The organism is Pseudoalteromonas sp. A3 (assembly GCF_025942345.1).
In the GTDB taxonomy this organism is placed as follows: Bacteria; Pseudomonadota; Gammaproteobacteria; order Enterobacterales; family Alteromonadaceae; genus Pseudoalteromonas; species Pseudoalteromonas atlantica.
The window spans coordinates 223814-236700 of the sequence record NZ_JAPCKL010000001.1 but is presented as its reverse complement, the minus strand read 5'-3'; the positions used below and the strand labels follow the sequence as shown (position 1 = coordinate 236700).

The window sequence follows — 12887 nt, the reverse complement described above, 5'->3', positions numbered from 1 at the left end:
TTATAAGTTGGTTTTTTTATGAAAAGTAAAAAGCTTAAAATCTAAATACTCTGCGTAAGCCCACTAGCGGCAATAATAACAGTGTGTACCAAGGGAAGCTTGCTGAGCTTCTTTCATAGAGCTCTTCTTCTATTGGTGTACAGTCTTCTACTTCACCATCAATAGGTGTTAGTTTTACTGCAACAGCAACACTCTCGTACTCAATATTACCTTCAATATCGGTTTCTACATTACCAAAGGTATCGCGCTTTTCAACGGTTTTGGTAGCTACACCAAAAATTTCATTGTCTTCATTAATAACTTTCGCTTCAGCCATTGTGTAGGCGTAGTCTGTTTCACCATCTGTTTCGTAACAAGGTAGTAAATCGTTTAAGTTGGTAATTTTATCGTCACCAATTTTATATATAAACGCTTCTTTACGACGGCTGTTTTCAGATGTACCTACCTCGCCTTCACCAACAACATAACCTTGGTTATTAATATCATTACCATAAGCGCTTGAGCTATTAAAGTAACCGGTAGGGAAAACGGTATTGCCAGTACTTATATCATGATAGAAAAACTGATCACGGATCGTGGTTTCAATACGCTTTGATGCATAACCAACAATTACATCGTTGTCATTGACAGCAAGCGCTTTACCAGAAAGCCAATCATCTTCTTGGTCTATAAAATTAAACACGTCACCATTTTTAAAATAAACAGGCATTGTTAAAATAGTGTCGTCATTTTTATAGTAACGAGCATTTGAAGAGCCCACCACTGTGCCATTATTATTTAGTGCAAGAGCGGTACTTGTAAAAGCAAAGTCATCATCTTCTTCTGGCGTTAAGGCAAGGCCTAGTATTTCAGTAGAAGTGATATTAAATGCTTCATCAAGCTCCCATTTTACCGCGCGCTCATCAAATACGCCGGTGGTTACACTTGAATTTAATAATTCCACACAGGTATTGGTTGGCTCGTCTTCGTTATCACAGTTATCTTCAATATTATCAAGCCTGTCTTCAGGAATACCTGTAGAAACATAACCAACAACAGTGTATCCGTCATTTGTTTTAACAATATCGTTAGCTCGGCTAGTACCGCCGTAATCGTCAAAGTCTGGAACTAACTCAATCTTTTGCGTTCCATCTTCAGAAATAACTATTCCGCGCTCAATAAAGTCATGGGTAAACCATGTTTCTTCTTCATCTTCATCATCTGGCGTAAATAAAACTTTATCATATGGAGCCGCACTCCAACCAACGCTCACGCCATCTTCGCTTACCGCGTTGTAAAAGTTACTAACCGAACGCGTTAAACCATCGTAATCTACCGACTCTTCATCAAACAGTATTTGCTCAGTAACTATGCCATCGTCAAACTTGATACCAACTACCGAGCTTAACTTTTGGTACTCGTAATCCGTTGGTCTGCCAGCTAAAAAGCTAACCATAAATGAATGCGCATCGGCGTTATTAAAAACCGCATCGTTATTTTCTATATCATCAAGTGTAAAAGTAATTTCTTTATCACTTAGCTCAAAGTTGTACTCTTCACTATCGTACGCATTTTCAATAACGCTTTCGGTAAAGTCGATATAGCTAATATCGATTGGTAAATTATACAATCCGTTGGCAGTACCAATAATGTGCCCGCTTTCGCTTACGTCAGTCACGTAAGAATGTTTAGCGCCGTCAAGAGTACCTAGTTCTGTTAATTCATAGGTTGCACTTAATGCAGATGTACTCAATGTCGCTAAAATACTGGCAGCGAGTAATTTATATTTCATTTTAATCCTTACTACTGATTCTGTAATTCTTCAAGTTCTTCCCAGCGCTCAAACGCGGCTTCAAGGTCAGACTCAAGTTTTGCTAAATGGTTCAATGCATTAGTGGTTACGTCGCTATCTTGTTTGAAAAAGTCAGGATCGCTCACTACAGCTTGCTGCGCTTCTACAGCGGCTTCAAGTTGTTCCATTTTATTGGGTAGTTGCTCTAATTCAAGTTTTAATTTGTAAGAAAGCTTAGTGCTTTTGTTTTCAGGCTTTGTCGCGGCTACAGGCGCAGGTTTAACGTCTTTTTTTGGTGCTTGTTGCTGTTTTTCCTGCTCGGCTAAATAGCTTAAATAAGCTTGGTAATCGGTGTAACCCCCTACCATATCAGTTATTTTGCCATCACCTTCAAACGCCCATACACTACTACACGTATTATCAATAAATTCACGGTCATGGCTTACTATAAGCACAGTACCCTGATACTGATTAATAATTTCTTCGAGTAACTCTAATGTTTCAATATCCAAGTCATTAGTTGGTTCATCGAGTACTAAAATATTTGAGGGTTTTAGAAATAGTTTTGCAAGTAAAAGTCTGTTTTTCTCACCACCAGAAAGTGCTTTTACAGGTGTACGCGCACGTGCAGGTGGAAACAAAAAGTCTTGCAGGTAACCAAGTACATGACGAGAACGCCCGCCCATCATTACCTCTTGTTTACCCTCGGCAACGTTATCTTGAACAGTGGCCTCTTCATCAAGCTTTTGCCTATATTGGTCAAAGTAAGCAAATTCTAAATTAACGCCTTGTCTAACATGGCCGCTATCGGCTTCTAAATCACCAAACAGCAGTTTAAGTAAGGTAGTTTTACCAATACCATTTGGGCCTACTAAGCCAATGCGGTCACCGCGCATAACAAGGGTAGAAAAATCATTAGCAATCACTTTATCTTTAAATGCATGGCTAAGGTGTTTTGCCTCAAACACTAGCTTGCCCGATCTATCAGCCGTTTCAATATTAAAATCGGTTTTACCTACTTGCTCTACACGGGCTTTGCGCTCAACACGTAGCTGTTTAAGTTCACGTACACGGCCTTCGTTGCGGGTACGACGGGCTTTAACACCTTGGCGTATCCAGGCTTCTTCCTCTGCTAAACGCTTATCAAAAAGTGCATTTTGTGATTCTTCTACTTTTAAGTCATGCGCTTTTTGTTCAAGGTAGGTCGCGTAATCACCAGGGTAAGAGATAAGTTTACCGCGGTCTAAATCTAAAATACGCGTTGCAACAGCACGGATAAACGCACGGTCATGCGATATAAATACAATACCACCTTTAAATTCTTTTAAAAACTGCTCTAGCCATTTAACACTGTCTACATCTAAATGGTTTGTTGGCTCATCAAGTAACAATAAGTCAGGCTCACTCACAAGAGCACGTGCTAAGGCAACTTTACGCAACCAACCACCTGAGAGCGACTCTAATTTAGCATCTGGGCTAAGCTCTAAACGCGTGAGTACTAATTGAATACGCGAATCAAAACGCCAACCGTCACACGCTTCTAAATCGTTAGATAAACGCTCAAGCTTATTTAGCAGTTTGTCGGTACAATCGGTTTGTAACTGCGTGCTCACATGATGATAATCAATCAGCAAGTTAGCAATATCAGGCATACCCTGCGCTACATAATCGAATACTGAGCCGTTTGCTCCTTTAGGAGGATCTTGCTCTAAGCGAGATATTTTGATCCCGCCAAGCTGGTTAATTTCACCATCATCTAAAATAACTTGGCCATCTAGTACTTTTAAAAGTGTAGATTTACCCGCCCCATTTCGCCCTACAATACAGACGCGCTCACCGCTTTCTATCACTGCATCAGCATCATCAAGTAATGGATGCGTACCATAAGCTAACTGCGCTTTTTGTATTCTAATTAAATCCATAAATACTGCTCTTTTATTCTTGCGCTAAAAATTCATGCACTGTTTGTGCATCAAACGGCCAGTACAAATGGTGGCCGCTTTTGCTCTCAAATACGGGAATACTTAACTGAAAACGCCCTATTAGCTGCTCATCAGTGAGTATATCAATTAATTTAAGCTCACTACTTTTATCCAAAACCGATAATAAAACCTGCTCGGCTTGCTCACATAAATGACAGCCATCGGTGTGGTATAAAACATAATTAGCCATGGGTAATTAACCAACTGTTGTGTATTTTTTTATTACGTTTGAAATCAGGTGATAACGTTTTTTCTGAAATATTTTCAGCTTTTAACCCTAAGCCCATCAAACCTACTTCATCCATTACAAAACCACGTTTATTATTAGAAAAAATTAATGTACCCGACGGACTCAAGATTTTTTTAACCCAAGTAAGTAATTTTATATGATCGGTTTGCACATCAAACGCGTCTTTCATTCGTTTAGAATTAGAAAACGTAGGCGGGTCTAAAAAGATTAAATCGTATTGGCCTTGTGCGTATTCTAGCCATTTTAAACAATCAGCTTGCTCAAAACGGTAGCGGGTATTGCTAATATCATTTAGCGCAAAGTTATCTTGGCCCCACTTAAGGTAAGTTTTTGATAAATCAACGGTGGTAATTGCTTTTGCACCCCCTAATGCCGCGTGCACAGAGGCTGTACCGGTGTAGGCAAATAAGTTTAAAAAGCGTTTGTCTTTTGCATTTTGCTGAATATAACGACGCGCTAAGCGATGATCTAAAAACAGCCCTGTATCGAGGTAATCAAACAAGTTTACTTTAAACTTAGCGCCAAACTCTTCCACCACCATAGTACGGTTTTGTTTAGCCATTGGGGTGTACTGCTCTTCCCCTTTTTGTTTTTTACGCACTTTAACGGCTATGTTTTCAGGTGCTATGTTTAACTGCTGTGCAGTTAAGCTAATCACATCTTGAAGACGCTTTTCTGATGTTTTTTCGTCAATTTCTTTAGGTGCTGCGTATTCAAAAATAACAGCAGAGTCACCGTAAATATCAACCGCTACGTTGTATTCAGGAATATCAGCATCGTATACGCGATAAGCTTGTACTTCGTTTTGTTTAAGCCAATTTTTTAGGCCTTGTTTGTTCTTTTTCAAACGATTAGCAAACGACATTGAGCCTTCAAAATTAAGAGCCGGTTTGTCATCGCTTGTCAGGCTTACTTGTTTATCATCTAACTGATATAAATTTAGCTCTACATCTAATGGGCCGTTTTTAAATTTATAACGCTTTTGTTTAACCAGTTTTAACAGCTTAAATAAGCTTTCATCCATGCCTAGTAACGCAAGCTTCCAATGATTAAAGTGCTTTTTAAAACCCACGCCCATGCTGCGGTGTAAATTTACCAGCTCAGCCATAGAGCCAATACGTTCGCCGTACGGTAAGTTAGAAATAACCACCCCGGGTAATTTAGCAACAGAGGTAAGCTTTGTTGCATCACTTTGCTTAAACTTAATAACATTACCCAGCTCTGCACGCTCGGCATTGGCAATGGCTTTATCAAGAACTTGCGCATCGTAATCGTGGCCAATTAACCACAATTTAGGATCGGTAATTTGCTCAATTAATTCTTCACGCAGTTGTTTAAATTTGGCCGCTCTAAAACTAGGTAAACGCTCAAAAGCAAACCCTTCTCTAAATAAACCAGGTGCTTCGTTACGCGCCATGCCCGCCGCTTCTATTAAAATAGTGCCGGCACCACAACATGGGTCAAATAAAGGTTGATTTACATTTTCAAGCCAACCACTGCGTTTAATAATCGCGGCCGCTAAGTGCTCTTTAATAGGCGCTTTACCTTGGCCTTGGCGATAACCGCGCTCAGACAAACGAGGTCCCGAGTAATCAATATACAAAGCCACACCATGGCGATTTAAACGCGCCACAACACGCACATTCGCATCTTGCTTATCTACATTTGGGCGCTGTTCGTATAAATCGTTAAAGTAGTCAACAATCGCATCTTTAATTACCAAGCCTGAAAACTGGGTATTTTTTAAAGAGTCGTTGGTACCATTAAAGTCAACGGCAAATGTTTGGGTAGGGCCAAACCATTCTTGCCATGGCTGAAAACGAGCAAATTTATACAGGCTATCTTTATCATTCACGCCTTCTTTTTCTTCAATAAGCATCAGCACACGTGTTGCGTAACGAGTTGATAGACAAACCTTTTGCGCCAATGTTGAATCTGCCTCAAAGCGAACAGAACCCACAGTTTGTTTAGACACGACGGCGCCTAATTCTGTTAGTTCATCAACAAGTAAATTTTCGATTCCGATAGAAGTAAGTGCGATAAATTGCAAAGTAATAACCCTTAATAGCTAATTGCGCAGGATTATAACATAGGTTGGCTGACAAACACTTGATAAACGCAGCTCGATTTGTAAATTTGCTAAGCTGATTTAGTGTGATATTGCTCAAGTAATAGCGGGTGAACACGATTGTTTAAAACGCGGATAACTTCAAACTGTTCAAGAGACAAATTATCATCAAGTTTGAATGTTTCGTTAAGGTTTAGGCAAATTGAAGCATCAGGGCAATGTTCAACAATTAAAAACTCACCGGTTTGCGCTTTTGAGGTAAGTTTAACGATGGCTTCTGTACTTGGCTGGGTGCCTGTGTACTCTTCAAAAAACCAACTTTTAGCCAGTACCGGTTTTAAATGAAATTTTACAGCGGTGGCATTGAGCGCAATCTGGCAAATTTGTGCAGGCTTATACAGCTCAAAACCATCTAAGTAGTTATATACCTGTTCATAAAAAGCAGCATCTTCTAAGCTAAAACGCGGGTTTTCAAATACACAGTCGGTGAGTTGTCTTAATTTATACGGTGTGCATAATTGCATATCATCATTTAAATCAAGTAGTAAGCGGTTTTTATTTGCACATGCAATCCACTGCCATTGTTTTGTTGCTTGTAACATTTGCCTCCTCCTTGTTTAAAAATTTATTTTTAATTAAGACATTAATATTAGATTATAACGGCTTTTGACCATTTTTAAAACATTTGTTTAGAACATTTATTGAACGATCAAAAGCTTACATAACTGATCCTTATAAGGAAGCAACGATCGATTTTACCAATTGTGGCCCTTTGTAGATGAACCCAGTATAAACCTGCACTAAATTTGCGCCTGCATTTAGCTTTTCTTGAGCAGATTGCGCATCATCAATACCACCTACACCAATAATTGGTAATTTACCTTGTGTTAAACGTTTAAGTTCGCTAACAACGTGTGTAGAGCGCTCTCTTACTGGGCTGCCAGATAAACCACCCGCCTCATCGGCGTATTGCTGACCCATTACTGCACTACGTTCAAGCGTAGTATTTGTTGCGATTACGCCATCAATTTGATTAGTTAATAGTGACTCGCTAACCTGCTCAATTTGGATTTGATCAAGATCTGGCGCTATTTTAACCAGCATAGGAACTTGCTTGTTATGCTTGGCAATTAAATCAAGCTGCTCATTCTTTAAACTTTGCAGTAAATCATCTAACGCGGCGCCATATTGTAAATCGCGCAGCCCTGGGGTATTTGGAGATGAAATATTGACCGTAATATACGAAGCATGCTCGAACACTTTACGCATACAATGAATGTAGTCGTCTTTACCTTGCTCATTCGGGGTATCTTTATTTTTACCAATATTAATACCTAAAATACCGGTGTACTTGGCATTTTTTACGTTATTAACTAAATTATCGACCCCTTTATTATTAAAGCCCATTCGGTTAATAATGGCATTTGACTGCGGCAATCTAAAAATGCGCGGCTTATCATTACCTGCTTGCGGGCGCGGGGTAACTGTGCCAACTTCTACAAAACCAAAGCCCATTTGGCTAAAGGCATCAATACATTCAGCGTTTTTATCTAAACCTGCAGCCAAACCCACAGGGTTTTTAAACTCAAGGCCTAAAAAATTAACTGGTTTGTTTTGTAGTTGTTGTGACCAAGCTGCGTTTAAAGGGGTGTGTGCAAAACGGCGTAAATTATTAAGCGCAAACTCATGTGCCCATTCAGCATCTCGGGTGAACATAAAACGGCGGGCTAAATCGTAAAACATGAATTGTTCCTCTTTAAATTACAGACAAAAAAATACCTCAGACTAGGCTGAGGTATTGTATAACAATTTTAACAATTAACTGATTATTTACTGAATAAATAACCAATTAAAGCTAAATTATTTTCCTGATGTATCACAGTTATGGCTTAACAACATTAATTCGCGCAGTGCAACTGAGAACTTAGCAAAGTCGTGACTTTGCGAGGTTTTAAATTCAGCTAACATTTGCTTCCAACGCTGTAGCAGCAGATCTTGGCTGGCCATCCACTGATCGATTTGATTATCAACATCGTTTTCGTCACCTTCAAAGCTGTTTAGCACAACATGAGAAAGCGTACGTTGTTGCCAATCAAGCTCTTCACGGTACGACGCACGGGCAAGTGCTTGCCAATGGTTAGAAACAGGCTGGTTAGTAATTTGATCTAAGAACCAGTGTAAGCCCATACGCGAGCCAAGTTTAAAGTAGGTATTAGATACCATCGCCACACTGCGGCCTGAATTATGCGCTATTTCAGCAATATCCATTACAGAGAACAGGCTAGAAAGGTCAATAATACGCTTAGCAATTTGCTTAGGTACACCTTTTTCAACTAGCTCATTTGCTTTGCCAGTCAAACATTCGTGTTCTTTGTCTTGCATGTACGTATTTAAGTTTTCGCTTAAATCTTTAAACGTTGGCGCAAAGAACTCGATAGCTTGTTCAATTGTTTGTGCTTTATTACGATGACGCAAGAACCAGCGTGTTGCACGACGAACAGTACGACGTAATTGATACAGCATTTCGGTTTGAACTGCTGCTGGGATTTTATTATCAAGCGCGCTGATTGATGACCAGGTTTCACGCATTTCAAAAATTTCACTCGCAATTGAGTAGCACATTGCGATTTCAGCTTCGTTAGCACCGGTCTCTTCGTTCATGCGTACCATGAAGTTTAAGCCCATGTCATTAACGATATTGTTCGCCAGTTTTGTTGCAATGATTTCTTTGCGCAGTGGGTGGTTATCCATCGCGTCGTTAAATTTTTCACGCAGTGGACGCGGGAAAGACTTAACTAGTAGCTGACGGTAGTAAGGGTTTTCAGTAATTTCATCTGTTACTAACGACTCTTTAAGCACCATTTTAGCGTACGAAACTAATACTGAAAGCTCTGGACGTGTTAGGTCTTTACCTGCTGCAGCGCGCTCTGCCAACTCTTCATCAGTTGGTAAAAACTCGATTGCACGGTTTAGCTTGCCTTCTTTTTCAAGGGCATGAATAAAGCGGATCTTCTCTTTAAGAGTTGATGCACCTTTAGACTGTGTAATCGACAATGTATGTGTTTGACGGTAACAATCTTTAAGTACAAGCTCAGAGACTTCGTCGGTCATAGAGTAAAGTAACTCGTCACGTTGTTTACGTGTTAAATCCCCTTCTGAAACTAAGCCGTTAAGTAAAATTTTAATATTTACTTCGTTATCTGAACACGCAACACCGCCTACGTTATCAATAAAGTCGGTATTTACACGCCCGCCTTTGGCTGCAAACTCGATACGCCCTAATTGGGTTGCACCTAAGTTACCACCCTCACCTAAAATTTTAGCGCCAAGGTCTTTACCGTTTATGCGCAGCGCATCGTTTGCACGATCCCCTACATCAGCGTCTGTTTCGTGGCTGTTTTTAATGTAAGTACCAATACCACCGTTCCACAGTAAATCAAATTCCATCATTAATGAGGCTTTAATTAACTCATTCGGTGTCATGCTTGCTTTTTTAGTGCCAAGCATTTTTTTCATTTCTGGGCTTAAAGAAATCGATTTAGCTGCGCGCGAGAAAATCCCACCACCCGCTGAAATCAGATCTTTATTGTAATCTTCCCATGATGAACGAGGCAGGTTAAACAAGCGCTCACGCTCTGGGTAAGAGGTCGCTGCATCTGGTGTAGGGTCTACAAATATGTGCATATGGTTAAACGCGACTTGTAAGCGAATGTGCTTAGACAATAACATGCCGTTACCAAATACGTCGCCGGCCATATCACCAATAGCAACCACAGTGAAATCGGTAGTTTGACAGTCAATATCCATTTCACGGAAATGACGTTTAACAGACTCCCATGCACCTTTTGCTGTTATGCCCATTTTCTTATGGTCATAACCTACTGAACCACCTGATGCAAACGCATCACCTAGCCAGAAGTTGTATTCGTTAGCAATACCGTTAGCAATATCAGAGAAGGTAGCTGTACCTTTATCGGCTGCAACTACTAGGTATGGGTCGTCTTCATCGTGACGCGTTACATTAGCTGGCGGTACAATTTCACCACGCTCAATGTTATCGGTAATGTCTAATAAACCACGGATGAAAATTTTGTAACACTCTTGACCTTCTTTAATAAAGGCTTCGCGTTCACTCGGTAGCTGCTTACATACAAAACCACCTTTAGAACCTACCGGAACAATTACGGTGTTTTTAACTTGTTGTGCTTTTACTAAGCCCAATACCTCAGTACGGAAATCTTCACGACGGTCTGACCAACGAAGACCACCACGAGCAACTTTACCACCACGTAAATGCACACCTTCTACACGCGGAGAGTATACAAAAATCTCAAATGCTGGTAGCGGAAGCGGCATATCAGGAATTAAGCTAGGCTGTACTTTAAACGACACGTAAGATTTAAACTGACCTGTTTCATCTTTTTGGAAGTAGTTAGTTCGCAGTGTTGCGACAATCATATCTACGTATAAACGTATAATACGGTCATCATCAAGGTTCGCTACGTTTTCAAGCTCTAAGTAAATTTGTGCACTTAATTTCTCAAGTGTTTTAGGGCTTGCAGGGCTTTTTACTGAGAATTTTTTAGCAAATAAGTTAACTATTTGCGCAGCAATATGCGGGTAGTTTGCAAACGTACTCTCAATGTAGGTCTGTGAGAAAGTAACCCCAATTTGGCGCATATATTTTGCATAGGCACGTAATATAGAGGCTTCACGACCTGTTAAACCACCCATTAATACTAAGCGGTTAAAGCCGTCGTTTTCAAGGCGGTTGCCCCATACATTAGTTAATGCAGCGCGAAAACGAGCAGAAATCTTATCAAAGTCGGCCATTCCTTTGCTGTCAATCAGCATAGAGAAGTCCATGATCCAATTGATACGACCATCACTTGTTTTAACAGAATATGGCGTTTCACCTACAACGCGTAAACCAAAGTTTTCTAGCATTGGCATAACATCAGATAAGTGAATTGGCTCATCTTTATGGAACAAGCTTAGGCGTACAATATTGCTGTTAGCTTCTTCTTGTGGACGGTAGAACAGCATTTCAAGCTTGTTCTCGTCGTTTAACAATTCTAGTTTTTCAATATCGACAACCGCAGCACTTGGTAGTACTTCATCTTTGTAAGAGCGTGCAAACGCGTTGCAATATTTACGATTTAGCTCATTACCGCGGGCTTCCCCTGCTGACTCTAACAGTGCAGATTGTAATTTATCTTCCCATGTACGAGCAGCTTCTACTAGGTTGTTTTCGATGTCTTTCACGTTATATTCGATATTGTTATCGGTCACACGAACGGTGTAATGTGTACGCGCCAGTGTTGACTCAGAGAAATAGGTAGTAAATTCGACTTTTTCGTCAGAATTAAAGGCGTTAGCTAAAATGTCTTGTGTTTCTCGGCGCAGCGCTGTGTTATATCGCTCACGCGGAACGTACACCATACAAGAGAAGAAACGTCCGTAGGCGTCTTTACGAACAAACAAGCGACACATGTCACGCTCTTGAATTTGTAAAACACCCATTGCTACTTCGAGTAACTCGCTCTCGCGAGCTTGAACTAATTCATCACGTGGGTACGTTTCTAAAATATTAAGTACCGCTTTGTATGCATGGGTGCCTTTTGCAAAGTCACACATATCCATGATGCGGTTAATTTTAGTTTTTAGAACAGGCACATCTGCTGCGCTGTTGTTGTAAAAGCTTGATGAAAATAGGCCGATAAAACGGTCTTCACCAACCACATTGCCTTCATCATCAAAGCGTTTAATACCAACGTAATCTATGTAGGCTGGGCGATGAACGCGCGATACAGAGTTCGTTTTTGTTAATACTAATAAGTTACTACTAAGGGCTTCTTGGCGAGCAAATTCAGGTAATTCAGATAATAAACGTGTGTGCTCATCGGTTGAATTTTTCATCAGGCCGAGGCTTGTGTCCATTTTACCTTTTAACTGGTAATCACCTTGTACAGGGGTAAGCTCGTACTCGCGATAACCCATTAAAGTAAAGTTATCTTTAGCCAGCCAATCTAAAAACTCTACGGCTTCAGATACTTCGTTTTTATTTTTATTGTGCTTACGTTTTGGTACTTCTTTAGTAACAGAGACTAATTTTTCGCGAATTGGCTGCCAATCATCTACCGCAATAGAAACATCAACCAATACTGATTCGAGCTCTTTTTTGAAAGAAGCAATAACAGATGCATCGGTTTGGCGGTCAATCTCAATAAAGAACACTGTTTTAGTAGAGGTCGATTCTTGCTCTGCTTTTAAATTTGATAAACCAGAAATTTTAGCGTTATCGTCACGCTGAATTTTTAGTGGGCAGTGAAGTAATAAGTGAGAAGCTATATTTTCACGGGTCATAGCCATACGAACAGAATCTACTAAAAATGGCATATCTTTAGCAATAATTTCTACAATTGTATGTGATGACTGCCAGCCATCTTTTGCTACTTCAGGGTTGAAAACGCGAATTACTGCGTCGTCCGTGGTGTTTTTTTCTAGTGCATTCCAAAGGCTGAGTGCAGCACCGTATAGGTCACTATCATTGCGATTTGCCAAATCCTCTTTAGACATATTGCTGTACAAGGCTTTGGCGAATTTCTCAACGAGTAACACATTATCAGCGTGAACTTTTTTCTGGATAAGCTTACAGACATTATCTAGGATAACCGAGGCTTGGCCTTCATTTCGTGTCATTGTATGTTCCTTAATCTATTACTGCTTTTAGTTAAGCAGAATATTTGTACAGCCATTTATTAGCGTGGAGTCAGTTAAATTCTAACCCTTTTAGCGCTAATAAACAGCCTTTTC

The 12887-nt window shown here is 40.1% G+C and carries 7 protein-coding genes; all 7 read right to left on the bottom strand.

The window, feature by feature from the left end:
- Window positions 1-34: 34 nt before the first annotated feature.
- The gene (locus OIZ54_RS01060; RefSeq protein WP_264389441.1) at window positions 35-1771 is read right to left on the bottom strand and encodes a DUF3466 family protein; all 1737 of its coding nucleotides are present in this window, start codon (window positions 1769-1771) and stop codon (window positions 35-37) included.
- Window positions 1772-1782: 11 nt separating this feature from the next.
- Window positions 1783-3693, bottom strand: a complete 1911-nt coding sequence (locus OIZ54_RS01055) for an ABC transporter ATP-binding protein (RefSeq protein ID WP_264389440.1) — start codon at window positions 3691-3693, stop codon at window positions 1783-1785.
- A gap of 13 nt (window positions 3694-3706) precedes the next feature.
- Entirely contained in the window at window positions 3707-3943 is a 237-nt protein-coding gene (locus tag OIZ54_RS01050) for a glutaredoxin family protein (protein ID WP_264389439.1), read from the bottom strand.
- Window positions 3936-6053 (bottom strand): bifunctional 23S rRNA (guanine(2069)-N(7))-methyltransferase RlmK/23S rRNA (guanine(2445)-N(2))-methyltransferase RlmL, encoded by a 2118-nt coding sequence (gene rlmKL, locus OIZ54_RS01045; protein ID WP_054982571.1) that lies wholly within the window; start codon window positions 6051-6053, stop codon window positions 3936-3938. Before rlmKL ends, OIZ54_RS01050 begins: the two co-directional genes overlap by 8 nt.
- Before the next feature lie 89 nt (window positions 6054-6142).
- Entirely contained in the window at window positions 6143-6673 is a 531-nt protein-coding gene (locus OIZ54_RS01040) for a cell division protein ZapC (RefSeq protein ID WP_024033533.1), read from the bottom strand.
- A gap of 130 nt (window positions 6674-6803) precedes the next feature.
- Window positions 6804-7814: a quinone-dependent dihydroorotate dehydrogenase gene (gene pyrD / locus OIZ54_RS01035; RefSeq protein WP_264389437.1), complete on the bottom strand. Its 1011-nt coding sequence runs from the start codon at window positions 7812-7814 to the stop codon at window positions 6804-6806.
- A 117-nt stretch (window positions 7815-7931) separates the two neighbouring features.
- Window positions 7932-12773, bottom strand: a complete 4842-nt coding sequence (locus OIZ54_RS01030) for an NAD-glutamate dehydrogenase (RefSeq protein WP_054982573.1) — start codon at window positions 12771-12773, stop codon at window positions 7932-7934.
- Between the last annotated feature and the right edge of the window lie 114 nt (window positions 12774-12887).

Excerpts from the sequence above, each read along its gene's own strand:
- OIZ54_RS01060 (WP_264389441.1), bottom strand. The coding sequence starts at position 1,771 with ATGAAATATAAATTACTCGCTGCCAGTATTTTAGCGACATTGAGTACA.
- OIZ54_RS01055 (WP_264389440.1), bottom strand. The coding sequence starts at position 3,693 with ATGGATTTAATTAGAATACAAAAAGCGCAGTTAGCTTATGGTACGCAT.
- OIZ54_RS01050 (WP_264389439.1), bottom strand. The coding sequence starts at position 3,943 with ATGGCTAATTATGTTTTATACCACACCGATGGCTGTCATTTATGTGAG.
- OIZ54_RS01040 (WP_024033533.1), bottom strand. The coding sequence starts at position 6,673 with ATGTTACAAGCAACAAAACAATGGCAGTGGATTGCATGTGCAAATAAA.
- pyrD (WP_264389437.1), bottom strand. The coding sequence starts at position 7,814 with ATGTTTTACGATTTAGCCCGCCGTTTTATGTTCACCCGAGATGCTGAA.
- OIZ54_RS01030 (WP_054982573.1), bottom strand. The coding sequence starts at position 12,773 with ATGACACGAAATGAAGGCCAAGCCTCGGTTATCCTAGATAATGTCTGT.